At 65.1% G+C, this 24,068-nt stretch carries 24 protein-coding genes; 19 read left to right on the top strand and 5 right to left on the bottom strand.

Features of this window, described 5'->3' with window-relative positions; genetic code table 11:
- The first annotated feature begins 25 nt into the window (after positions 1–25).
- The 10 genes from ACDA63_RS15510 to recG all read left to right on the top strand — a co-directional run bounded on the left by ACDA63_RS15510 (position 26) and on the right by recG (position 11,166).
- Positions 26–514 (top strand): TRAP transporter small permease, encoded by a 489-nt coding sequence (locus ACDA63_RS15510; RefSeq protein WP_373664182.1) that lies wholly within the window; start codon positions 26–28, stop codon positions 512–514.
- Positions 505–1,785: a TRAP transporter large permease gene (locus tag ACDA63_RS15505; RefSeq protein WP_373664181.1), complete on the top strand. Its 1,281-nt coding sequence runs from the start codon at positions 505–507 to the stop codon at positions 1,783–1,785. Before ACDA63_RS15510 ends, ACDA63_RS15505 begins: the two co-directional genes overlap by 10 nt.
- A gap of 152 nt (positions 1,786–1,937) precedes the next feature.
- Entirely contained in the window at positions 1,938–2,285 is a 348-nt protein-coding gene (locus ACDA63_RS15500; RefSeq protein ID WP_373664180.1) for a hypothetical protein, read from the top strand.
- Between the two features lie 31 nt (positions 2,286–2,316).
- The gene (locus ACDA63_RS15495) at positions 2,317–4,485 is read left to right on the top strand and encodes an FUSC family membrane protein (RefSeq protein ID WP_373664179.1); all 2,169 of its coding nucleotides are present in this window, start codon (positions 2,317–2,319) and stop codon (positions 4,483–4,485) included.
- 113 nt (positions 4,486–4,598) lie between these two features.
- A complete protein-coding gene (locus ACDA63_RS15490; RefSeq protein ID WP_373664178.1) occupies positions 4,599–5,666 on the top strand; it encodes a sigma-54 interaction domain-containing protein in 1,068 nt (355 codons plus the stop codon).
- A 189-nt stretch (positions 5,667–5,855) separates the two neighbouring features.
- Positions 5,856–6,917, top strand: coding sequence for an ABC transporter substrate-binding protein (locus ACDA63_RS15485; RefSeq protein WP_373664177.1), 1,062 nt, complete (start codon positions 5,856–5,858; stop codon positions 6,915–6,917).
- A gap of 6 nt (positions 6,918–6,923) precedes the next feature.
- Entirely contained in the window at positions 6,924–7,814 is an 891-nt protein-coding gene (locus tag ACDA63_RS15480; RefSeq protein ID WP_373664176.1) for an ABC transporter permease, read from the top strand.
- Entirely contained in the window at positions 7,811–8,593 is a 783-nt protein-coding gene (locus tag ACDA63_RS15475) for an ABC transporter permease (protein WP_373664175.1), read from the top strand. The genes ACDA63_RS15480 and ACDA63_RS15475 overlap by 4 nt, the downstream gene beginning before the upstream one ends.
- A gap of 84 nt (positions 8,594–8,677) precedes the next feature.
- Positions 8,678–9,061 (top strand): Rid family detoxifying hydrolase, encoded by a 384-nt coding sequence (locus ACDA63_RS15470; protein ID WP_373664174.1) that lies wholly within the window; start codon positions 8,678–8,680, stop codon positions 9,059–9,061.
- A gap of 50 nt (positions 9,062–9,111) precedes the next feature.
- Positions 9,112–11,166: an ATP-dependent DNA helicase RecG gene (recG, locus tag ACDA63_RS15465; RefSeq protein ID WP_373664173.1), complete on the top strand. Its 2,055-nt coding sequence runs from the start codon at positions 9,112–9,114 to the stop codon at positions 11,164–11,166.
- Positions 11,167–11,266: 100 nt separating this feature from the next.
- On the opposite strand, the gene ACDA63_RS15460 is transcribed toward recG, so the two are convergent.
- Positions 11,267–11,902, bottom strand: a complete 636-nt coding sequence (locus ACDA63_RS15460; RefSeq protein ID WP_373664172.1) for a DsbA family protein — start codon at positions 11,900–11,902, stop codon at positions 11,267–11,269.
- A 128-nt stretch (positions 11,903–12,030) separates the two neighbouring features.
- Here ACDA63_RS15460 and ACDA63_RS15455 point away from each other — a divergent pair, with 128 nt between their 5' ends.
- The 5 genes from ACDA63_RS15455 to ACDA63_RS15435 are packed head-to-tail and all read left to right on the top strand — an operon-like array spanning position 12,031 to position 16,501.
- Complete coding sequence (locus tag ACDA63_RS15455) at positions 12,031–12,582, top strand: chorismate lyase (protein ID WP_373664171.1); 552 nt, start codon at positions 12,031–12,033, stop codon at positions 12,580–12,582.
- Positions 12,579–13,466, top strand: a complete 888-nt coding sequence (gene ubiA, locus ACDA63_RS15450) for a 4-hydroxybenzoate octaprenyltransferase (RefSeq protein WP_373664170.1) — start codon at positions 12,579–12,581, stop codon at positions 13,464–13,466. The genes ACDA63_RS15455 and ubiA overlap by 4 nt, the downstream gene beginning before the upstream one ends.
- Positions 13,463–14,542, top strand: coding sequence for an MBL fold metallo-hydrolase (locus ACDA63_RS15445; protein ID WP_373664169.1), 1,080 nt, complete (start codon positions 13,463–13,465; stop codon positions 14,540–14,542). Before ubiA ends, ACDA63_RS15445 begins: the two co-directional genes overlap by 4 nt.
- 5 nt (positions 14,543–14,547) lie before the next feature.
- Positions 14,548–16,032 (top strand): 4-hydroxy-3-polyprenylbenzoate decarboxylase, encoded by a 1,485-nt coding sequence (ubiD, locus tag ACDA63_RS15440; RefSeq protein WP_373664168.1) that lies wholly within the window; start codon positions 14,548–14,550, stop codon positions 16,030–16,032.
- A gap of 28 nt (positions 16,033–16,060) precedes the next feature.
- Positions 16,061–16,501 (top strand): DUF4870 family protein, encoded by a 441-nt coding sequence (locus ACDA63_RS15435; RefSeq protein WP_373664167.1) that lies wholly within the window; start codon positions 16,061–16,063, stop codon positions 16,499–16,501.
- 87 nt (positions 16,502–16,588) lie between these two features.
- On the opposite strand, the gene ACDA63_RS15430 is transcribed toward ACDA63_RS15435, so the two are convergent.
- From ACDA63_RS15430 to ACDA63_RS15420, 3 genes are read right to left on the bottom strand one after another with little or no spacing between them, the layout of a single operon-like run.
- A complete protein-coding gene (locus tag ACDA63_RS15430; RefSeq protein WP_373664166.1) occupies positions 16,589–17,356 on the bottom strand; it encodes a hypothetical protein in 768 nt (255 codons plus the stop codon).
- Between the two features lie 2 nt (positions 17,357–17,358).
- Positions 17,359–17,781 carry a DNA polymerase III subunit chi gene (locus ACDA63_RS15425; RefSeq protein ID WP_373664165.1) on the bottom strand — a complete coding sequence of 141 codons (423 nt, stop codon included), beginning with the start codon at positions 17,779–17,781 and terminating at the stop codon, positions 17,359–17,361.
- Between the two features lie 9 nt (positions 17,782–17,790).
- Entirely contained in the window at positions 17,791–19,281 is a 1,491-nt protein-coding gene (locus ACDA63_RS15420; protein WP_373664164.1) for a leucyl aminopeptidase, read from the bottom strand.
- A 117-nt stretch (positions 19,282–19,398) separates the two neighbouring features.
- Between ACDA63_RS15420 and lptF the strand changes: the two genes are divergently transcribed.
- Both lptF and lptG read left to right on the top strand, forming a co-directional pair.
- Positions 19,399–20,472 (top strand): LPS export ABC transporter permease LptF, encoded by a 1,074-nt coding sequence (gene lptF, locus ACDA63_RS15415; protein ID WP_373664163.1) that lies wholly within the window; start codon positions 19,399–19,401, stop codon positions 20,470–20,472.
- Entirely contained in the window at positions 20,469–21,542 is a 1,074-nt protein-coding gene (lptG, locus tag ACDA63_RS15410; protein ID WP_373664162.1) for an LPS export ABC transporter permease LptG, read from the top strand. The genes lptF and lptG overlap by 4 nt, the downstream gene beginning before the upstream one ends.
- Before the next feature lie 63 nt (positions 21,543–21,605).
- Here the strand turns inward: lptG and ACDA63_RS15405 are convergent, their stop codons facing one another.
- The gene (locus tag ACDA63_RS15405; RefSeq protein WP_373664161.1) at positions 21,606–22,436 is read right to left on the bottom strand and encodes a MipA/OmpV family protein; all 831 of its coding nucleotides are present in this window, start codon (positions 22,434–22,436) and stop codon (positions 21,606–21,608) included.
- Positions 22,437–22,589: 153 nt separating this feature from the next.
- Between ACDA63_RS15405 and ACDA63_RS15400 the strand changes: the two genes are divergently transcribed.
- Both ACDA63_RS15400 and coaE read left to right on the top strand, forming a co-directional pair.
- Positions 22,590–23,336 carry an SPOR domain-containing protein gene (locus tag ACDA63_RS15400; protein WP_373664160.1) on the top strand — a complete coding sequence of 249 codons (747 nt, stop codon included), beginning with the start codon at positions 22,590–22,592 and terminating at the stop codon, positions 23,334–23,336.
- The gene (coaE, locus tag ACDA63_RS15395) at positions 23,336–23,950 is read left to right on the top strand and encodes a dephospho-CoA kinase (protein WP_373664159.1); all 615 of its coding nucleotides are present in this window, start codon (positions 23,336–23,338) and stop codon (positions 23,948–23,950) included. Before ACDA63_RS15400 ends, coaE begins: the two co-directional genes overlap by 1 nt.
- Positions 23,951–24,068 lie beyond the last annotated feature (118 nt).

Below are 24,068 nucleotides of genomic sequence, written 5' to 3'. Positions count from 1 at the left end.
ACGTTTCACGGAAGGACTCGCAGATATGTACACAAAGATCTGCGCAACGATTTCGCGCGTCAGCCTGAAGATCGCGACAGTCGGGCTGGCCCTCATCATCATCTGCGTGCTCTACCAGGTGTTTGGCCGCTACATTCTCAACGACACCCCGACCTGGGCCGAAGCGCTGGCACTGCTGCTGGTGCTGTACGTGACCATGCTCGGTACCGCCGTGGGCGTGCGCGACGCCGGCCACATCGGCATGGAGTCGCTGCTGGCGATCTGCCCGCAACCCTACAAAACGTGGCTGGAAATGTTCATCCACGCGCTGGTCGCCTTCTTCGGCACCTGCATGACCTACAACGGCGCCTTCCTGGCGTACGACTCGATGGGCTACAACATTCCGACGCTGACCGTGCCGGAGGGGCTGTACCACATCCCCATCACCATTGCCGGTGTGCTCATTTTCATGTTCTCGATCGAACACATCATCGCTCTCGCGCGCGGCACTGAGGTAGAACCAGCATGGCACTGACAATTCTCTGTTTGAGCTTTTTCGCAGCGCTCGTCCTGGGCGTGCCGGTGGTGTTCGCCATCGGTCTGTCGGCGGTGGCGACGATCCTGTACGAAGGCCTGCCCATGGCCGTGGTCTTCCAGAAGATGACGGGCGGCATGCAGGTGTTCACGTTCCTGGCGATCCCGTTCTTCATCATGGCCGGCGAACTGATGCTGCTGGGTGGCATTGCCGACCGCATCGTCAACTTCGCCAAGGCGCTGGTGGGCCACGTGCGCGGCGGCCTGGGCATGGCGAACGTGGTGGCCTGTACGCTGTTCGGCGGCGTGTCCGGTTCGCCAGTGGCCGACGTGTCGGCCATGGGCGGCGTGCTGATCCCGTCGATGAAGCGCGAAGGCTATGACGCCGACTACGCGGTTAACGTCACGACCCACGCGGCACTGGTGGGCGCGCTGATGCCGACCTCGCACAACATCATCATCTACACGCTGGCGTGCGGTGGCCTGGCTTCGGTGACCTCGCTGATCCTGGCCGGTATCGTGCCGGCGCTGATCCTGATGGTGTGCAACCTGGCGGCGGCCTATTACGTTGCCATCAAGCGCGGCTACCCGTCGGGCACGTTCCCGGGCTGGGGCGCGGTCATCAGGACAGGTGCATCGTCGATGCCCGGCCTGTTCGTGGTGGTCATCATCGTCGTCGGCATTCTGTCGGGCGCCTTCACGGCGACCGAGTCGGCCTCCGTCGCGGTGCTCTACGCGCTGTTGCTGACCACGCTGGTGTACCGCAGCCTGACCTTTAATCAGTTCGTGACCGCCCTGGCGCACACGGTGAAGAAGACCGGTGTGGTGCTGGCGCTGATCGGTATCTCGGCGACCTTCGGTTACTTCATCGCCTACTACCAGATCGCCGAACTGACCGGCCAGGCACTGGCGACGCTGACCAACAATCCGTGGATGATCTTCTTCCTGATCAACATCATCCTGTTCCTGTTGGGCACGTTCCTCGACATGGCGCCGACGATCCTGGTGTGCACGCCGATCTTCCTGCCCATCGCCATGAAGTACGGCATGGACCCGGTGCAGTTCGGCATCATGATGCTGCTCAACTGCGCGCTCGGCCTGAACACGCCGCCGGTGGGCACCACGCAGTTCATCGGTTGCGCGATCGGTGAAATCTCGGTCGAAAAGGTCATGAAGTCCATCCTGCCGTTCTACACGGCGCTGGCTGCGACCATGTTCGCCGTGACCTTCATTCCGGCCGTGTCGATGACGCTGCCGCGACTGTTCCACTAAGCGCGCAAGCGCCCAGGCGACAGAACGCCCCGTCCTCGCAAGAGGCGGGGCGTTGTTGTTTTGGGGCGTCGCCATTGTGCGCACGCGCTTCGCGCCGGGAACGCTTTCTTCTATGATCGCCGTACTTCCGACAAAGACATCTGGAGCCCCCCATGCGCACGCACCGCTTTCTGGCATTGCTGATCTGCCTGTCCGTCACACCGGCCTTCGCCGTTAACCTGGGCTTCATGCGGCGCACGCCCATGACTGAGTTCAGCAGGGAGGACACCCGCCTTTTCAACGAAGCGCTGACCGGCGTGCTCGAAGACACCAGCTTCACCGGCACGCGCGAGTGGGGGGCGCCGGGCTCGCAGGCGGGCGGCTCTATCACCGTGGTTCCCGACCCTTCGCTCAAGGATGGCTGCCGCAAACTGCGCGTCGCCAACCATTCGCGCACGCTGAGGAATGAAGGCGAGTACGTACTGTGCAAGCGCAAGGGCCAGTGGGAATTGGCAAATTGATATCGCCTGAAACGCCACTTCTGTTCGAGTGATGCTGCGCGCGAGGCTGTTCCGCCGCTACCTGTTCAGTCACCTTCTCTACAGTGGGCTCACCGTCGCGGTCGGTGTGCTCGGTATCACGCTGGGCGGCTACGCCATCGCCGGCCTGGCCAGCGGCATGGCGGCTTCCACCGGCGCGCTGCTGGTGAGCACTGCCGATGTCCCCTCGCCACGCGGCGACAAATTCCGCAGCATGTTCGCCAACTGGCTGCTGGCAATGCCGGTGGTATTCGTCATCGGCTACCTGCGACATTCGCCGGCCGCGCTCGCGGTGGCGATCCTCATCATGAGCTTCATCGGCGGCATGCTGACCGCATGGGGGCGGCGCGCCATTCCACACAGCGTGGCAGTGTTCATCGGCATGGCTTTCGCACTGGCCACGCCTGCCGGCGATTTCAACGAGCTGCTGCATCACACGCGTTTCATGCTGATCGGCGGCATCATCTACGTGGTCTATGCCACGGCCATGAACTGGGCACTGGCGCGCCGCACCAAGCAGCAGGTGTTTGCCGATTGTCTGCACGAATTTGCGGTGTATCTGCGCCGCAAATCGCGATTCTTCGAGCCCTCGACGCCCTTGCCGAAGGTCGAGATGGTGCTGCTTCAGCAGCAGGCGATCCTTGCCGAAAAACTGCAGTCGGTGCGCGACTTCATCTTCCGCCGACTGGATGACGATGACGGCTGGGCACTTGCCGCAGGCATGCTGGCGCTGCTCGATGCCTACGAGCAGGTGCTGGCCAGCCAGACGGACTACGAAACCATCCGGCGCAATTTTGCCGATGAGCCGATCATGGCGCTCATGCGCGAATGGACCGAGTCGGGCGCGGAACAACTGCTGCGCCTGTCGCGCGAGCGCATGGTGGGCATTCCGCCGGGACCGCCGTTCGACCTGAGCCGCGAAGAGCGCGCCGTGGTGGTCGAGCTCGAAGCCATGAGCCATCGCCTCGAAGGGCCTCGTGCCGCAGCGTTTGGCCTGCTCGACGGCCTGGTGCGCAAGATGCAGGCGGCCACGGCGAGCCTGGCGCGGCTCGATGGCACCTATCGTCACAAGGTCGACCGTTCGACGATGCCGAGCGAGCGCGAACTGCAACTGTTCGCCACCCGACCGCACTACAGCCTGCGCCCCTTGCTGCGCGAACTGAACCGCGGCTCACCGGTATTCCGCTATTCCGTGCGCGTGGCGCTGGCCATGGTCAGTGGCTTTCTCATGGCCTACGCCCTGCCTTATGCCTCGCACGGCTACTGGATCGTGCTGACCATCGCGGTCACCATGCGCGGCAGCTTCAGCCAGACCAAACAACGCCGCGCCGACCGCATGATGGGCACACTCATCGGCTGTGTGCTGGCCGCCATCGTCATCCGCTTTCTCACGGAGCCGGCCGCCCTTATCGGCATCGTGTTCCTATGCCTGGCGATCTCGCATGCCTTTGCCGGCGTGCGCTATCGCTACACGGCCACGGCGGCCTGCATCACGGCTTTGCTGCAGTTGCATCTGCTGGCGCCCGGCACGCCCTTCGTCATCAGCGAACGCCTGGCGGACACCGCCATCGGCGCGACGCTGGCGTACGTCTTCAGTTTTGTCATGCCCAACTGGGAGGCCCGCGCCATTCCGGGTCTCGTCGACGGCCTGCGCGACGCGTTGCGGGCGTACATCGGGCAGGCGCTGTCGTGGCAGCCGCGCGATTTTACCTACCGCATTGCCCGCCGCCGCCTGCACGATGCGCTCGCTGCACTGTCGCAGGCCGGGGTCCGCATGCGCGATGAGCCCGACGAACAACACGTGTCGTCGAGCACGCTCAATACGGTCACGACCACCAGCCACCTTCTCTACGCTCATCTGGCCGCTGTACGCATCCTGCTGGTAACGCGGACTGCCGAATTCGATCGCGCCCGCGCCGAAGAACTCCTGCGGCAGGGGCGCGAAACACTCCTGCTCAGACTCGACAACCACATCGTGCCGTCGCCGCTGGTGCCGGCCGCCAGCGCGGATGCCCAACGCGGCGACAGCGCCGAGCGCGCGCTGGAACGGCGGATCGAACAGGCCCTGCACGATGCCGCACCGCTGACGGGCGCGCTGGACGATCTCATCATGCAGGCGCGCAAGATCAACGAAGACATGGGCCTCATCTCGCGCCGCGTGGTTAATCACAAGCCGCGATAATCAATCCACTTATTCATCGTTCCCCTCCACGGGGGCGCTTTCGTACAGTGCTGGAAACGCAGCAGGATTTCCCTGCATGCGCATGAATGAATCCGGCATGGCAGGGAGCGCACATGAATACCACCACCGATACCTGGAAAGCGCCCGCGCGCGTACTGTCGCTGCCGGACCCTGACGCGCACGTGCTGTCGATCCGTGCCAAGGCGCTGATCTTCGTCGACCCGCTGTCGCGTACGCTGCTGCACCAGATCGAACAGGTGGCCGACAGCACGGCAAGCGTGCTCATCCAGGGCGAGAGCGGCACCGGGAAGGAGCTCGTTGCCCGCTATCTGCACGAACTGAGCGGGCGCACGGGCCCGTTCGTGGCCGTCAATTGCGGCGCGTTCCCCGAGAACCTCGTCGAAGCAGAACTGTTCGGCCACGAAGCGGGCGCGTTCACGGGCGCGCAACGCGCACGCGCAGGCTGGTTCGAAGCCGCGCATGGCGGGACACTGTTTCTCGACGAGATCGGCGATCTGCCCCCCGCAATACAGGTCAAGCTGCTGCGCGTGCTGCAGGAGCGCGAAGTCCTGCGCATCGGGTCACGCACGCCGACCCCCGTCGACGTGCGCCTGGTGACGGCGACCAACGTCGACCTGGAGCAGGCGGTGTCGTCCGGCCACTTCCGCATGGATCTGTTCTACCGCATCAACGTTGCGGGGCTGCGCGTACCGCCCTTGCGTGAGCGCCCGGGCGACATCGAACCGCTGGCGGCCTATTTCGCGCAGCTCTATGCCGAACGCCAGGGCAGCATCGCACCCGATTTCACGGTGGAGGCGCTGCGTGCGCTCGCTGCCTATAGCTGGCCCGGCAACATCCGCGAACTGGAGAACGTCATCCACTTTGCGCTATTGGTCTGCCGCAACCGGCTCATCACGCCGGCCGACCTGCGCTTCGTCGCCGTCACTTCACCGGGCGCCGCGACGGCAGCGCCGCTTGCGCCACCCAAGGCATTCGAAGCGGCATTGGAACGCTTGCTCGACGAAGGCGCGCCGCAACTCTTCGAGTTCATTGAATCGAGCGTGGTGCGCAGCGCCTTTCGCCTGTGCGGCGGCAATCAGGTGCGCACCGCCGAATTGCTGGGGATCTCGCGCAATGTGGTGCGCACGCTGCTCAAGCGTTACGAATTGATCGCCAACTGACTGCTGCAATACCAGCGACGATTGCTGCATTCGCAGCAGCGCGCTGCGCGCAAGAATGGCGACACCCGCGCAAGCAACTGATTCAAAACAACAAGCCCGCGTGGCACGAAGCCTGCCTGCAGAAGAGGTTCAGACAACGCATCGACCGGTGCGATGCTGAATGAATAACCGCATACAGAGAGAACAAGCATGAAGATCTTTGCTCGCATCCTGACCGTGGCCGCACTCCTTGTGCCCCTGGTCTCCACCAACGCAGCGGCGCAGGACAAACCCAAAGTCATCCGCGTCTACGGCCAGGGCGCAGGCTTTGGCAAGCCCTATGGCAATCAGGTGATCGGCGTGCTGCGTGATCGCGGTCTGCTCGAGAAAGAGTTCGAAAAGGACGGCATCAAGGTCGAATGGACCTTCGCCACCGGCACGGGGCCGGCCATCAATGAAGCCATCGCCAACGGGCAAGCCGACTTTGCCAACTACGGCGGGTTGCCCAATATCGTCGGCAAGGCGGCCGGGCTGCCGACCAAGATTCTGGCCTCGTACGGCATCGGCAACGTGTACCTGGCGGTGCGGGCCAACGCCGGCATCGACAGGATCGAGGACCTCAAGGGCAAGAAGGTGGCCGTCGCCTTCGGCACCATCAACCACCTTGGTTTTCAGCGATTTCTTGAATTAAACAAGCTCACGCAGAAGGACCTGAAGGTGGTCAACCTCAAGGCTGGCGACCAGGTCTCCGCACTGCAGGCGGGTACGGTCGACGCGGCGTTCGGCGGCTCGAACTTTCTCAACCTCGAAGACAAGAAGCTCGTGAAGATCCTCTTCGACACGCGCGGAGAGCCGTCGCCGGTGAATAACTTCGGTGCCTTTACGGTCACCGAGAGCTTTGCCAAACAGTACCCGGACATCGTGCGCCGCGTGGTGAAGAACTTTGTCATCGCTGCGCGCTGGGCGTCCGACGACGCCAATCGCCAGGAGGTCTTCAACATCTGGGCGAAGACGGGCATTCCGGCGGATGCATATGCCGACGATTTCCTGAACCAACCGCTGCGTGAACGTCTCAGCCCGCTCATCGACGATTTCGTGCTGGCGCGTTACCGCGAGGGCGTGGTGTTCTCGAAGGAAGAGGGCTTCATCCGCCAGGACGTCGACCTGACCCGATGGATCGATACCAGCTACCTCGACGCCGCGCTCAAGGAACTGAATCTGCAGAACTACTGGTCGCGTCGCGACGCCGCCGGCAAGGTCAAGAAGGGTTGATCGGTCATGCAGCCAGCCGTCCGTTCCCTTGCCGCCGATGTTGGCGCGGCCGAAGCGCTGATCGCGGCGCCAGGCGGCGTGGCGCAATGGACTTCGCCGACACGGTTGGCGTGGCCTGCGCTATCGCGCGTACTGCGCAGGCTCGAAGGACTCGGGCTGCCGATTGCCGTGCTGGTACTGTGGGCGATCGCCGCGCGCCAGGCGTGGCTGCCCACGCAGATACTGCCGCCGCCCGAGCGCGTGTGGGAAGTGCTCGTCGACGGGCTTGCCGGAGGCGACCTGCTGCACGCGCTGGGCGTGAGCCTGATGCGGGTGCTGGAAGGCTGCCTCATCGGGAGTGCGCTGGGACTGGCCTTCGGCGTGCTGCTGGCGTCCTCGCGCGTGAGCGAGGTGCTGTTGTACCCCACCTTCAAGGCGCTGGCGCAGATTCCCACCATCGGATGGTTGCCGCTGCTGATGCTGGTGTTCGGCCTGGAAGATGCACTCAAGCTCGTCATCATCGCCAAATCGTCCTTCATTCCGATGGCATTCAATGCCTTCGAAGGCGTGCGCGCGATTCCCGATTCCCTGACCGAAGTCGGTACCGTGTTGCGACTCAATCTGCGCCAGCGTTTGTTGCGGCTGGTGTTGCCGGGCTCGCTGCCGGCGCTGTTCACCGGGCAGCGGCTGGCCATCAGCCACGCATGGAAGGCGATGGTCGCCGTGGAGATCCTCGTCTCCACCGACGGCATCGGCGCCACCATGCTGGCCGGGCGGCAGTTTTTCCAGCTCGATGTGGTCATGGCCTGCATTGTGGTGATCGGTGTCACGGGTTTCCTCATCGACCGGGCATTCGTCTTCGTCGAACGCCGGGCGCTGCGCTGGCGCGTGGCGGGCAATGTGGAGGACCGCTCATGAACGCGCTGCACCGCACGCTGCTGTCTGCGCGTAGCTGGCTGGTGCCGGTGGCGCTGGTCTTGCTGTGGGAGGCCAGCATCCGCCTGCATTGGGTCGGACCGAACGTGCTTACCTCGTGGGCCGACGTGCTTGGCGCGCTCCGCACGCCGGAAGCCGCGGAGGTATGGCAAGGCTGGTTGTGGACCGTGCGCCGGTTGGTCAGTGGTGTGGTGTTGGGCGCGTCGGGCGGCCTCGCGCTGGGCATGCTGATGGCGCTGTCGGGGCGTGCGGAACGATTGATCGGTCCGAGCTTTCACGGTGTGCGGCAGGTCGCGCTGTTCGCGTGGATTCCGCTCATTACCGCGTGGTTCGGCAATGGCGAGTGGGGCAAGACGGTGTTCGTCGCCACCGCTGCGTTCTATCCCATGGCAATGGGCAGCATCGACGGCCTGCGTGGCGTGCCGCGCGCCTGGCGCGAAGTCGGCGCCGTACTCAAGCTCGGGCCGGGGCAAAGGCTGGTCCGCATTCTGTTGCCAGCCGCCGCGCCGTCGATTCTCGCCGGACTGCAACTGAGCCTGATCTACGGATGGCTGGCGGCCATCGGCGCGGAGTACATGCTGGGCGTGGGCATCGGGCTGGGCAACGTGCTCGAAGCCGGCCGCGAGCAGTTCCGCATGGATCTCGTGCTGCTGGGGCTGTGCGCGATCGGTCTGTCCGGCGCGGCCATCAACGCCGTATTCGATCGCCTGCGTTGCCACGTATTGCGCTGGCGGATCGCCGGTGCGGGGCGCGCCGTCTGAGCATTCGCGGGAGAGGTGGGCTGTCGCGTAAAATGCGCGTTTTATCGCGCGCCGTGCGCGAACCACCCATCATCGGAGCGCTCCATGTCCAGACAGATCATTGCCACCGCCAACGCGCCGGCCGCCATCGGCACCTATTCACAAGCCGTGGCGAGCAGCGGCAAGACGGTCTACCTGTCGGGCCAGATCGGTCTCGATCCGGTGACCATGCAATTGGCCGACGGGTTCGAAGCGCAGGCGGTGCAGGTGTTCGAGAACCTCAAGGCCGTGGCCGAAGCCTCGGGCGGTTCGCTGGCCGATGCCGTGAAGGTCAACATCTTCATGACCGACCTGTCGAACTTTGCCAAGGTCAACGAGATCATGGCCCGCTATTTCAGCGAACCCTATCCGGCGCGTGCCGCTGTCGGCGTGGCATCGCTGCCGCGCGGCGCGGTGGTCGAAGCCGACGCCGTACTCGTGCTGGGCTGATCGCAGGACTCGCGTGATGACGGTGCGCTGCGTGCGCCGGAGGTGCGCCAATGGGTGCGGCTGAATCGTCCGCCAGCGGCGGTGCGCGCAAGACCAGTGCGCTCGCTGGCCGGTTGGCCAAGCTCGGGCTGTACAACGACGACGACATCCTGCTGCATCTGCCGCTGCGCTACGAGGACGAGACGCAGGTCACGCCCATCGCGCAACTGCCGTTCGGCGATTCCGCCCAGGTACTCGGTACGATCGAATCGGCCGAGGTCATGCTGCGCCCGCGCCGGCAGTTTGTGTGCCGCCTGCGCGACGATACCGGCGTGATCACGCTGCGCTTCATCAACTTCTATCCCTCGATCCAGAAGCAGCTTGCCGTCGGCAATACGGTACGCGCCTTCGGCGAAGTGCGCGGCGGCTTCTGGGGCGACGAAATGGTCCACCCGCGCGTGGTGCCGGTGGTGGAAGGGCAGGAACTCCCCGCTACGCTCACACCGGTCTATCCCACCACGGCGGGGCTTGCCCAGAGCGCGCTGCGCAAGCTCGTCGAGCGTGCATTCCAGCGCAGCAGGCTGAACGATCCGTTGCCCGACGCATTGCGCGCGGCGCTGCGTTTGCCGGGCTGGGAGCGCAGCCTGCGCTTTCTGCATCAACCGACGCCCGGGACGCGGCTCGAATCGCTCGATGACCGCAGCCATCCGGCGTGGCGCCGCATCAAGTTCGACGAACTGCTCGTGCAACAGTTGTCGTTGCGACGTGCGCATGCGGAGCGCCGCGCGCACAGCGCACCGGCCCTGCCCCCGCGCGGCCAACTGACCGCCGGCCTGATCAACACGTTGCCGTTTGCATTGACTGGCGCACAGACGCGCGCGGTCAACGAGATCGCGCTCGAACTCGCGCAGCCGCACCCCATGCAGCGCCTGCTGCAGGGCGACGTGGGCAGCGGCAAGACCATCGTCGCCGCGCTGGCGATGTTGCAGGCGGTGGAAAACGGCTACCAGACCGCGCTCATGGCGCCGACCGAAATTCTCGCCGAGCAGCACTATCGCAAGCTCGTCGGCTGGCTGGCTCCGCTCGGTATCGAAGTCGCATGGCTGGCCGGGTCGCAGAAAAAACGCGAGCGCGAGGCGATGCTCGCCAAGATCGCCGAAGGCTCCGCCCTGATGATCGTCGGCACCCACGCGTTGATCGAAGAAACCGTAGCGCTTGAACGACTGGGGCTCGCAGTGGTGGACGAGCAGCATCGCTTCGGCGTGAAGCAGCGACTGGCGCTGCGCGAGAAGGTCGACGGACAACTCCCGCACATGCTGATGATGAGCGCCACGCCGATCCCGCGCACGCTCGCCATGAGTTACATGGCCGATCTCGATGTCTCGGTGCTGGACGAACTGCCGCCCGGCCGCACGCCGGTTCACACGCACCTGGTGGCGGATCGCCGTCGCGAAGAAGTGATCGCGCGCGTGCGCGATGCCTGCCATGAAGGACTCCAAGCGTACTGGGTGTGTCCGCTCATCGAAGAGAGCGAAACGCTCGAATTGCAGACGGCGGTTGCCACGTTCGAGGCGCTTTCGGAGGAACTGCCGGAACTGCGCGTGGGACTGGTACATGGCCGCCTTAAACCGGACGAAAAGGCTGCCGTCATGGATGCCTTCATCCGCAACGAGGTGCAACTGCTGGTCGCCACCACCGTCATTGAAGTCGGCGTGGACGTGCCCAACGCTTCGTTGATGGTCATCGAACACGCCGAACGTTTCGGGCTGGCGCAACTGCACCAACTGCGCGGGCGGGTAGGGCGCGGCGCGGCGGCATCGAGCTGCGTGCTGCTGTACTCGGCGCCCCTGTCTCAGAACGGGCGGGCCCGTCTCAAAGCGATTTTCGAGACTACCGACGGATTCGAGATCGCGCGTCGCGACTTGCAGCTACGCGGGCCGGGCGAGTTTGTCGGCGCGCGGCAGAGTGGGGTGCCGCTGTTGCGATATGCGGATATCGAAGCCGACGTCGACTTGCTTGAGCAGGCAAGGCAGGCGGCGGACGACATGCTGCGCGCTTACCCGGAGGCGGTGGAGGACATTCTCGGGCGGTGGCATGGTGGGCGGGAGTCGTTGTTGAAGGCGTGATTCAAGGGTTTCTTTTCACCAAGCACATCAACCCAAGCAACAACGTCTGAACGCTCAACACCGCGCGCCCGATGTGCCGTGCCATCGCTCCAAACGGAAATCACGCCACAGCAGCCGCCACGGCGTCGCGCCAGGCTTGCGGCTTGCCCAGATACTGCCCGGGCGATAGCACGCGCATGGCACCGTCACGTTCGAGGGCAAATGTTGGATAGCCGCCGCCGCCGACACTGCGGAGCAGAGCGTTCGATTCGCGGGCGTGCGCGGCGACCTGTGGCACGGCAGCTTCGAACTGGCGTTCGAAAGCGTCGACGTCGAGACCGATTTCCTCTGCAAGCGCTGCGAGCACGGCCTCGTCCGATACGCGTCGGCCTTCGACGTAGTGCGCGGTCTGAATCCGCGCCAGCATGTCCAGCCCGCCGCCGGTCAGGGCCTGTGCCGCGAGAATGGCGGCAATGGGCGGGTCGGAATCGAGCACGGCGGTGTGGTCGCGCAGCAGGATGTCGAAGTAGTCCTGGCCGAACGGTTGGCCCGACAGGGCCGAGATACGCCGATCGTGTTGCATGACGTAGTTGCGCAACTGCTCCGTCACGGGCTGCCGGTTCGCACCCAAGAACATGGCGCCGCCATGCAGCGCGACACTCACGCCGGGCAGGTCGCGCACCGCGCGCACCAGCGGAGCTGCGCCGTAGCACCAGCCGCACAGGGGGTCGTAGATGTAATGCAGGGTCGAGGGCATGGGGCTGCTCCGGCAATCGCGCCGAACGTTGGCGCGCTCGCCGACTATACAGGTAGGCCGCGGGAACTTCGTCATCGGCGTTTCACCGCAGGCGGGCACGATCGCGCGGTTCTTGAGAAAATGGCGCCATGAGTCTTCGCATTCCCCTGCATGGCCGCCGTGATTGCTGGCGTGCGCCGCCGCCCCCGCGGCCAGATCCCGTGCATCCCTGGCTGACCGATCCGGGGTCACTCACCGCACGCATTGCCGCTCGCTGCGAGCGTGTTTCGGTGCGCGTGCTGGCGCAGCACATGGACATTCCGAATGCTGATGAGGCCGCCTTGCTCGGCACGCGTCGCGGCGAGCGCGTGTGGCTGCGCGAGGTGTTGCTGCTCGCCGATGGTCGGCCGGTGGTTCATGCGCGCTCGTTGATGCCGCGTGAGCGCGGCTGGCGTTTGTTCGGCACCATCGGCTCGCGCCCGCTCGGGCATGCGCTGTTTGCCGATCCGCACGTGAGCCGGGGCCGGCTGACGGCGCGCCGACTCGATGCGCGCGATAGACGCTATCATCGCGCGATCGCCGTCGCTGAGTCGACGCAAGGGGCGACGCTGTGGGCGCGTCGCTCGCTCTTTACCCGCCAGTCCGGACGCCTGTTGGTGTGCGAAGTCTTTCTGGCATCGATCCTCGATCTACCGACATGAATCTCACTCAACGTCTCGACGCTTATGAAAGGCTGATGCGGCTGGACAAGCCGATCGGCATATTGCTGCTGCTGTGGCCCACGTTGTGGGCATTGTGGGCCAGCGGGGCCGGGCGCCCCAACTTCATGATCGTGTGGATCTTCGTCGTCGGCACCGTGCTCATGCGTTCGGCGGGCTGCGTGGTAAACGACTGGGCCGATCGCGATTTCGATGGTCACGTCAAACGCACTGCCAAGCGGCCTCTGATCACCGGTGAGGTGACCGGGCGCGAGGCGCTGATCCTCGCTGCCGTGCTGACCGTGCTCGCCGGCTGCCTGATCCTGCCGCTCAATCGCCTGGTGTGGGCGCTGTCCCTGGCGGCCGTGGCACTGGCGGCAACGTACCCCTTCTTCAAGCGATTCTTCGCCATTCCGCAGGCGTACCTCGGCATTGCGTTCGGCTTTGGCATTCCGATGGCCTACGCTGCGCAGCAGATGCAGGTGCCGCTGGTGGCGTGGGTGATGCTGCTGGGGAATATCTTCTGGGCCGTAGCCTATGACACGGAATACGCGATGGTCGATCGCGATGATGATCTGAAGCTCGGCATGCGCACCTCGGCCATTACCTTCGGTCGCTTCGATGTCGCGGCCGTCATGCTCTGCTACGCGGCCTTCCTGGGCATCATGGTGTGGGTCGGCACGGTGCTGTTCATGGGCTGGATCTATTACGCGGGACTCGTCGGCGCGGCGGCGCTGGCCGTGTACCACTACACCCTGATCCGCGACCGCAGTCGCGAAGGATGCTTCAAGGCATTCATCCACAACAACTGGCTGGGCGGGGTCATCTTCATCGGGATGGCTGCCGATTACTACGTGCGCGGCTACAGCGCGGCGCCGCTGCAATGATGAAGCTGCCCGGGGCTGCGGCGCACTTCGTCATGTGCTCGCTGGTGGCGGGCTGCGTGGCGCAGAATCCGTACTACGATCCGTCGCGCGCACATCATCGGGAAAAGGGATTCGCCAATACGTCGGGCGAGGCATCGGGCAGCCGTCTGCCTGCATGGGAGGTCTTGTGGCGCAACCTGCGTGGTGACTTCCGCCCCAAGGCGGAACCCGAAGGTGGCTACGAAAAATTCGTTGCCGACTGGTCGGTGCCGCTCGATGCCAAGGCTCTTGCCGTGACGCCTTCGTCCGGCAAGCGCGTCACGTGGCTGGGCCATGCCTCAGTGCTGTTGCAGACCCCCATCACCACCGTGCTGACCGATCCGGTCTACTCGGACCGCGCCGGCCCGACGTGGTGGCTGGGTGCCCGACGGCGCGTACCTGCGCCGATTACTGCCGAGGCGCTGCCACGTGTCGATCTCATACTGATTTCGCACAACCACTATGATCATCTTGATGTCGATACCGTGCGCCGCATTCATGCGTCGCAGGGCGACGCGCCGTTGTGGATCGTGCCGCTCGGGCTGAAGTCGTGGTTCGAAGATGAGGGCATCCGCAATGTGCGCGAGCTCGATTGGTGGGACAGCATCGAACACGCAGGCGTACGCGTGACGTTCACGCCCGCGCAGCACTGGAGCAAGCGCACCCCGTGGGACACCAACCAGTCGTTGTGGGGGGGCTTCATGGTGGAGCAGGCGGGTTGGCGATTCCTCTATACCGGCGACACGGGGTACTCGCAGGACTTTGCCGAAATCCACAGGCGGCTCGGCGCGGTCGATCTGCTCGCGGTGCCCATCGGCGCCTACGAGCCGCGCGACTTCATGCGTCCGCAGCACGTCAACCCGGCAGAATCCGTGCGCATCGCGCAGGACCTCGCAGCGCGCCGCGCCATTGGCGTTCACTGGGGTACGTTCGAACTGACGCAGGAATCGTTCGACGCGCCGCCGCGCGACCTGGCTGCCGCGCTCAAGGCAGCACAACTGGCGCCCGACTACATCCGCACGCTGCGGCATGGTGAGTCGCTGGCCATTCAGGACTGAACCTCATGCACTATCAGGATCTGCGCGACTTCATTACACAACTCGAATCACGCGGCGAGCTCAAGCGCATCAGCGTGCCGGTGGACACGCATCTCGAAATGACCGAGATCGCCGACCGCGTACTGCGCGCAGGCGGGCCCGCGTTGCTGTTCGAAAAGCCCCACACGCAGGGGCGGGCCCACAGCGTGCCCGTGCTGGCCAACCTGTTCGGCACGCCGCAGCGCGTGGCCTATGGCATGGGCGAGGATGCTGACTGGAAAGGCGCGCTGCGCGAGGTGGGCAAGCTGCTGGCTTTCCTCAAGGAGCCGGAGCCGCCCAAGGGGCTCAAGGATGCGTGGGAGAAGCTGCCCGTCTTCCGGCAGGTGATGAACATGTCGCCCTCCGTCACGCGCAAGGCGCCGTGCCAGGAGGTCGTCATCGAAGGCGACGCAGTCGATCTGGCGACGCTGCCGATCCAGCACTGCTGGCCTGGCGATGTCGCGCCCCTGATTACCTGGGGGCTGGTGGTCACGCGTGGCCCGCACAAGACGCGGCAGAACCTGGGCATCTATCGCCAGCAGGTCATTGGACGCAATCGCGTCATCATGCGTTGGCTGGCACATCGTGGCGGCGCGCTGGATTTCCGCGACCATCAACTGTCGCATCCTGGCGAGCCGTTCCCTGTCGCGGTGGTGCTCGGCTGCGACCCGGCGACGATTCTCGGCGCGGTCACCCCGGTGCCCGATACGCTGTCGGAATATCAGTTCGCAGGTCTGCTGCGCGGTGCGAAGACGGAACTCACCGATTGCATCGGTTCCGACCTGCAGGTGCCGGCGCGCGCCGAAATCGTGCTGGAAGGCGTCATCCATCCCGGCGACATGGCGCCCGAAGGTCCGTACGGGGACCATACCGGCTATTACAACGAGGTGGCCGAATTCCCGGTGTTCACGGTCGAGCGCATCACGCATCGAACTGCGCCCATCTACCACAGCACCTATACGGGCAAGCCGCCCGATGAACCCGCGATGCTCGGGCTGGCGCTCAACGAAGTGTTCGTGCCTCTGCTGCAACGCCAGTTCACCGAGATCGTCGACTTCTACCTGCCGCCCGAAGGCTGCTCGTACCGGCTGGCGGTGGTGTCGATACGCAAGCAGTACCCGGGCCACGCCAAGCGCGTGATGTTCGGCATCTGGAGCTTCCTGCGCCAGTTCATGTACACCAAATTCATCATCGTCGTGGACGAGGACGTCGACATCCGCTCATGGCCCGAAGTCATTTGGGCCATGACCACGCGGGTCGACGCCGCGCGTGATACCTTGATCGCCGAGAACACGCCAATCGACTACCTCGACTTCGCGTCGCCGGAAGCGGGCCTTGGCAGCAAGATGGGGATCGATGCCACCAACAAGTGGCCGGGCGAGACACACCGTGAGTGGGGCCGCGCCATCGCCATGGACGACGACGTCAAGCGCCGGGTGGACGAGATGTGGGCCTCGCTCGGCCTGCAGTAAAAATCAGTTCAGGGAAAGGAGAGCGGACATGCCGCAGGACGACGACAACATCATCGACGTGGAGCCTTCCAATCCAGGGCTGGTGCCCCTGCGTGGCGGCGGCGACGGGCTGGTGAAGCTGACCCACGTGATCTACGGCCTGCACACGCTGTCGGTGCTGATCGGCGTGACCACGGCGGCGACCATCGTCGGCAGTTTCGTCTTTGGGCTGCCGTCGATCCTCGCCGTCATCCTCAACTACATCAAGCGCGGCGACGTGCGCGGCACCTGGCTCGATAGCCATTTCAGCTGGCAGATCCGCACGTTCTGGTTCGCGCTGTTGTGGTGCGTGGTGATCGCCATCCTGATGCTCACCATCGTCGGCATCCCCGTCGCGCTCATCGGCCTGCTGGTCGTCGGCGTGTGGGTGGTGTATCGCATTGCGCGCGGCTGGCTGGTGCTCAAGGAGCGCCGTCCGCTCGATTCTTGAAGTCGCCCGCTGACCGTCCGGCGGTCATCGTGCGCAGCGGTCGCGTCGACTTCAATAGATGGGCGAGCGTCGCGATCGGACGCGTAATCAGAGCAGGCCCGACAGCTTGTCCGAGATCTCGGGCAACAGCGTGGCGCGCATGTGCGCCGTGGTCTGGATGCGCAGGCGTTCGACCAGCGCGTCGAGCTCGCCGGAAATAATCTGCGGCAGTTCGCGCGCAATCCATCCGTCGATGGCCTGCGCAATGTACGCATCCAGTTCGATGAGGCGTTCGCCCATCTGCTCGGAAGCCGCCTGTCGCGCTTCGCGGTGAATGGCGGCGATGGCTTCTTCGCTCGGCCGCGCGTTGGCCGAGGCTTCGGCACGGACAGCCTCGACCATGGCGGCGTGCTCGGCGGCAAATGCGTCTCTCGCACGTGCGACGGCCTCTTCGATGGCGCGTTCCTGCGCGCGCTGCATGTCGTCGCGTGCGCGTTGCACCGCGTCGTCGATGAGGATGTCGACCTGTTCCTGTGAAAGACCTTCCGGTGCCTGCTGCATGACAACGTCACGGGGTAGCCCGGCGATGGCCTGCCGCACGGTCGGCAGGTCGATCTGCTGGATGGCCGGGCCGCGCATGGGCGGCAACTCGGCGTCGTTGAGCAGGTCGATGGTGTCGGTGAGCGTGAGGTCGTCGAGCGCCTCGGACAACAGGATGTCGTCGTCCATGGCGTCGGTCAGCTCGGGCAGTTCGTCGTCGATCTCTTCGATCAGCAGGGGCAGATCATCGCCTGTCTGCGCGTCGGCGCGATGACGCCGGATCAGCGCATCGGCCTTCGAAATCAGCACGTCGTCCGCGTCGTTGACTGCCGGCATGGTCATTCCGTTCGGTTCAGGTCGTAGGCTTCGATGGCGTAGCCCTGTTGCTTGTAGTACTGCCAGCGGCGACGCGCCAGGTCGCGATCTTCGCCATCGCGCGAGACGACCTCGACCAGCAGAGCGTAACGCTCGTAATCGGCCGGCGGTTCCAGGCCGAGGTTGATCAGTACATCGGCGTGCGGCGCATTGTCGCCATCGCGGGCGAGCACGACCGGCGTGCGCGGCGCCAGCGGCGAGGCGGCAGCGACGTGCGGCACGAACGACAGCGGCTGCGCGCTCCACAGTGCCTGGTCGAAGCGGCGCGAAACCTCCGGATCGGGCGCGTAGACCACGATCCGCCGCCCCTGCTTCACCGCCTTGGTGGCGATGGAGCAGGCCGCCATCAGGCGGTTGGGGGCGTTATGGTAGAACTTGATTTCCATCGATGCCGGTCAGCGGCCTGCGCGAGCGATCAGGTAGCTGGTCAGCAGCGGCACCGGGCGGCCCGTGGCGCCTTTCTCGGCGCCCGATTTCCATGCCGTGCCGGCGATATCCAGATGCGCCCACTTGTAGTTCCCGGTGAAGCGCGACAGGAAGCACGCCGCCGTCACGCTGCCCGCGGGGCGGCCGCCGATGTTGGCCATGTCGGCAAAGTTGCTCTTGAGCTGCTCCTGGTAGTCATCCCACAGGGGCATGTGCCAGGCGCGGTCGCCGCAATCCTGGCCGAGGTCCTGCAGTTCGCGCGCAAAGGTGTCGTCGTTCGAGAACAGCCCGCTCGGGTGATGACCCAGCGCGATGATGCACGCGCCGGTAAGCGTGGCGATGTCGATGACGGCGGCCGGCTTGAAGCGTTCTGCGTAGGTCAGCGCATCGCACAGGATCAGGCGGCCCTCGGCGTCGGTGTTGAGCACTTCGATGGTCTGGCCCGACAGCGAAGTGACCACGTCGCCCGGCTTGGTGGCGGTGCCGCTGGGCAGGTTTTCAGTCGCGGGGATCAGGCCGATCACGTTGATCGGCAGCGCGAGTTCGGAGATGGCCTTGAAAGTGCCGAGCACGGACGCTGCCCCGCACATGTCGTATTTCATCTCGTCCATACCTTCGCCCGGCTTGATCGATATGCCGCCGGAATCGAAGGTCACGCCCTTGCCGACCAGCACGACGGGCGCTTCCTTGGCCTTGCCGCCGTTGTAGTGCAGCACGATGAAGCGCGGGGCTTCGTGCGAGCCGCGCGACACGGACAGGAACGAGCCCATGCCGATTTTCTCGATGCCGGCGCGATCGAACACTTCGACCTTGAGCTTGTATTGCTTGCCAAGCTTCTTGGCGGTGTCGGCCAGGTGCGTCGGGGTGCAGTAGTTGGCGGGCAGGTTGCCCAGGTCACGCGTCAGCGCCATGCCGCTGGCGATGGCCGCGCCTTGTGCGAGTGCGGCCTTGGTGGCGTTGTCGCTCTTGCCGACGAGCAGCATTTCGACCTTGGCCAGACGCTTGCTCTGCGACTTGCCGTCTTTCTTGCCGTAGGGCGCTTCGTACTGGTAGGTGGCGTCGAACAGCGCCTGGGCTGCGGTGCGTAATGTCCAGGGCAGATCGCGTGCGCCGGCGACGAAATCGGTGGCACACAGGGCCGCGCTCGTCGCACGGCTGCCCGCCAGCCACTTGCCGACGGCGGCCAGCGCGCTGCGCACGGCCTTGTCGGCGAATTCATCGCGCTTGCCAAGGCTGACCACCAGCACGCGCTCGGCCGCCACGCCCGGCAGTTCCGGCAGCGCCAGAAGCGTGCCGCTCTTTTCTTCGAGATCGCGCGCAACCAGGCGCGATAGCTGACCTGCGGTGGCCGCATCGATGGCCAGGCCTTGCGCACCAAGTGCGCCATCGGAAAAAACAGGGACCACGAGGGCGCCGGTCTTGAGCTTTTCGGGGGCGGAGGCTTTTATGCTAAATTCCATCGGGCACTTTCCTGTCAACGAGTTCTGGGAATCAGACGGCGGGCGCTCATCGATCCGCGGCAGCGGCCATTATTGCCCCGCCCATCTGGCGCCGTCAAAGCACACCATCCAACGACAATGATCTTCCGGCGCGCGGCCCTGCGCGAATTCGCCAGTACCGCGGCGGCTGTCTCGGCAGCCTTGGTCGTCATTCTGGTCACCATCATCCTGATCCGCCTGCTGTCGCAGGCCGCCGGCGGGCGTGTGCCGGCCGACGCCGTGGTGGCGCTGATCGGCTTTTCCGCGCTCAATCACTTGCCGGTGGTGCTGGCGCTGTCGACCTTCATTGCCGTGCTGTTGTCGCTGACCCGCAGCTACCGCGATTCCGAAATGGTGGTGTGGTTCGCCTCGGGCCTGCCGCTGACGGCGTGGCTCAACCCGGTGCTGCGCTTTGCCATTCCCGTGGCGCTGGTGGTCGGTGGAATGTCGCTGTTCCTGTCGCCCTGGGCGCAGGGGCAGGCCGCCGAATACCGCAAGCAACTGGAGAACCGTGACGAAGTGTCACAGGTTTCGCCGGGCATGTTCCGTGAATCCGCCTCGGCCCAGCGCGTGTTTTTCGTCGAATCGGTGTCGACCGACGACGGCAAGGTGCGCAATGTCTTCATCAATCAGACGCAAGCCGGCCACCAGAGCGTGACGGTGTCGGCCGAAGGCGTCATCGAACAGGCGCCCAACGGGGACCGCTTCGCCGTGCTGCTCAACGGTCGCCGCTACGAAGGCGAACCGGGCACGGCATCGTTCCGCGTGACGCGCTTCGACCGCTACGCGATCCGGATCGAGCCGCGCGAAGTCGGCGAGATCGAACTGACACCGAAAATCACCCAGACGCCCGACCTCCTTGCCCTACCGACGCCGGCCAACCTCGGCGAACTGTCGTGGCGCATCGGCCTGCCGGTGGCGACCGTGCTGCTGGCGCTGCTGGCGATTCCGCTGTCGTTCGTGAATCCGCGCGCGGGGCGCACCAACAACATGCTGTTCGCGGTGCTGACCTTCGCCGCCTACGTCAACTTCATGGGCATCGCCCAGGCCTGGATATCGCAAGGCAAGATGTCGCCGCATATCGGGCTATGGGTGGTGCATGCCTTCATGTTCGTGTTGCTGCTGGTGCTGTTCGGCTGGCGGCTCGCGCCTAACCTGCGGCGCTCGCAATGAGAGTCCTGCCCCGTTACCTGCGCCGCGAAATCGTCGCGGCCACGCTGCTGGTGCTGGTGGCGTTCCTGGCCCTGTTCCTGTTCTTCGATTTTCTCGGCGAACTGGATGACGTCGGCCGCAACGGCTACACGCTCAAGTACGCGGCGATCTTCGTCCTGTTGTCGATCCCGAGCCGCGCCTACGAGGTCATGCCCATCGCGGTGCTCATCGGCACGCTGTATGCCCTGACCACGCTCGCGCGCAATTCCGAGCTGACGGTGATGCGCACGTCCGGCGTGTCGATCATGCGGCTGCTCACGTCCCTCATGGGAATCGGACTGATCTTCGTCGTTACGACGTTCGTGCTCGGCGAGGTCGTCGCGCCGCCGCTCGAACGCGTCGCGCAGAAGTGGCGCCTGCGCGGCACCACCACCACGGTGCCACAAGAATTACGCAGCGGCCTGTGGGTGCGCGACGGGCGTCTGTTCGTGAATGTGCAGCGCGCGCAGCCGGATGCGGGTCTCGAAGGCGTCAAGCTCTACGAGTTCGACAACGAGCACCGCCTGCTCTCGATCAGCCTGGCCGCCAAGGGCGAATACTCGGCGGGCACTGGCTGGACGCTGGAAGACGTCGTGCAGACGCGCTTCGAGGGCGACCGCATCAGCGTGCACAAGATGCCGCGCCTGCAGTGGGAGTCCGAACTCACGCCGGAGATGATCAGCGTGGTCATGATTACGCCAGAGCGCATGGCGATCCGCAGCCTGCACAACTACGTGCGCCATCTGCAGGAAAACAACCAGCGTACCGGCCGTTACGCCGTGGCCTACTGGAAGAAGATCGTCTATCCGTTCGCCTCGCTGGTGATGATGGGGCTGGCGTTGCCGTTCGCCCTCGGCAACCAGCGTTCGGGCAACGTCGGCGCTCGGGTGCTGCTCGGCGTCATGCTGGGCATGTTGTTCCACCTGCTCAACAGCCTCTTCTCCAATCTCGGAGTCATCAACAGCTGGCCGCCGTTTGTGAGCGCGGCCGCGCCCAGTCTGATGTTCCTGGCGCTGGCCGTGGGGCTGCTGCATAGCGTCGAGCGACGATAGCCAGGTGCGCGGCGGGCACGCATACGTGTCCGCCTGCCACACCATCCGGCCACGGTTCGGCCTTCAGTCGTCGATCGACACACGCTCGCTCGAGCGCCACAGGAACCACGAAATCCCCAGGCCGGCCGAGTAGTTTTCCTTGCGCGTGACCAGCGGGCTGTCTTCGAAGACAGCCCCGCGCACCGTCGAGGCGCGCACGAATCCGCCGATCCAGAATGTGTTGAAGCGCCGCGTCAGCGAAATGGTGGCCTGCATGCCGCCGTAACCGGCGTCCGGGTCGTAGGCCGGGCGGTCGGGGCGGGCGTACTCTGGTTTGACCTGGTAGGCGTAGCGGTTCTGGCGCTGGTTGCCGAAGTACGGGCCGCCCGACAGGCCGAGATCCCATCCTCCGTGCCGGACGCGCAATGCCAGCGAGGGCGTGAAGACGACGCCCGCGTTGCGAATCGTCCAGTCATCCACCGCCAGCACCTGCCGCACGGGCAGGCGCAGATCGAGCCGAACCGGGTCGTTCCTTTCGCCGACAAGGCGGATGATGGCCTGCGGGCCGAATTCCACCGTCGGCGCGAGGTCCGGCATCCCTTCGCGCGTCGGGTTGTCGCTGCTGCGCACGGGCACGCCGGCAGCCAGGCTCAATTCAATGTTGAGCCGGCCGCGATCGTACAGTTCGGCGCGCGCGCCGTCGCGATCGGCCCGCACGATGCGGCCGCGATAGACGAAATACGGTAATGGCAGGACGTAGCCGCGTTGCTCGGATGAGCCGCGATAGTCGGGCAGGGTCAGGGCCAGGGCGCCGAAGCCGATTTCCCATTTCGGCAGTTCAGCCGCCGTGGCGCAGGTCCACGGCAATGCAAGGGTGAGCGCCAGTGCGGGCAGGCGGCGCGACAACGTGATCATCAAATGTCAGCGGAATGTGGAGCAGAAGAGCGCGCATTCTACCCAGTTGCGCTGACACCGTTCGCTGCATCGACCGGCCCACCCGTCGCCGCGGCGTCGCCATCATGAGGAAGTGCTTGGTGGGCGCCCACGGCGGGGCCATAATTGCGCGCGATGATGCTGCTGCGAACCACCTGTTATTTGTTGCTGGCGCTCGATGTCGCGTTGCTCGGGCTGGCCGCTGCGCCCGTTGCGGGCGTGGCGTTGCCGCGTGCCGGCGACAGCGAGCCCGAGCGTGTGGCCAACCAGCTCCATCCGGAACGCATCCGGGTATTGTCCGCCACCGCCGAAGGCGTGGTGATGGCGTCCGTGGCGAGCAGCGCCAGCAGTGCTTCCAGTGAGCCCGCGCAGGTCGATGCGCCTTCCGCCCCGGTGGCGACAGCCGAGCCGGACGGCGTGCCGGCACCCGTGTGCGTGGCCTATCGCGGGCTGTCGGGAGACCAGATCCAATTGCTTTCTTCGGGCGCCAAGGCGCAAGCGGTGACGGTGCGCGAGATCAATGCCCCCGCGGGTACGACTTCGTGGTGGGTGAATATCCCGCCGCAAGGTGGCAAGGAGGCGGCAGAGCGCCGCACCGACATTCTGCGCCGCAACGGCGTGCAGGATTTCTTCGTCGTGCAAGAGAGCGGCGCGACCCAGTACGCGATTTCGCTGGGGTTGTTCCGCAACGAAGCTGCCGCCAAGCGCCAGCTCGAAATGCTTCAGTCCAAGGGCGTGACCACCGCCCGCATCACCACGCGCGAGCCGCGCGACAGCACACGAGTGGAACTGACCGGCCCGGCGGCCGTGCTCGAACGTCTCGGCAACGAACTGGGCGGCAAGCTCAAAGGCGCCGAAACCGGCAAGTGTCAGGTGGGGTGATGCGCCCGTTCACAGTTGGCCTCACCGGCGGCATCGGCAGCGGCAAGTCCGCAGCGGCCGATCTGTTCGGCGGGCTGGGCGCGACCGTCGTCGATACCGATCTGATTTCCCATCAACTGACCGGCCCCGACGGTGCCGCCATGCCGGCCATCCGTGCGCATTTCGGCGACGGCGTGGTGCGCGATGACGGCGCGCTCGATCGAGCTGTCATGCGCCAGCGAGTGTTCGCCGATCCGGCGGCCCGCGCCGCGCTCGAAGGCGTATTGCATCCGATGATCCGCGCCGAAAGCGAACGCCAGGTGCTGGCCGCGCAGGCGCCGTATGTCATCCTGGTCGTGCCCTTGCTGATCGAATCGGGGGTCTATCGTGAACGGTGTGACCGCATTTGCGTGGTGGACGTCCCCGAGTCCGTGCAGGTGGAACGCGTGGTCAGTCGTAGTAGTCTTACCCCGGACGAGGTGCGCGCGATCATCCGCGCTCAGACGAATCGCAGCACGCGCCGCGCAGCGGCGCACGACATCATTGACAACTCGTTTGATTTTGATAGCTTGCGGTCTCAGGTCGAAAGCCTGCACGCGCGCTATCTGGTCCTCGCGGCCGAGCGCGTGCGTTGATGGTCCGCGCAAGTCCTGCCTGATGCGTGTCGCATTGCCTTGAATTCCGGGTGCGTGACGCGAACGGATTGCGCGTTACCATTGAAAATTGCGCAGGGCAGGCAACGAGCCGCCTTTT

The organism is Uliginosibacterium sp. sgz301328 (assembly GCF_041807905.1).
Classification (GTDB): domain Bacteria; phylum Pseudomonadota; class Gammaproteobacteria; order Burkholderiales; family Rhodocyclaceae; genus JBGVSA01.
The sequence above is the reverse complement of the archived record's forward strand: the minus strand, read 5'-3'. Positions and strand labels throughout refer to the sequence as shown.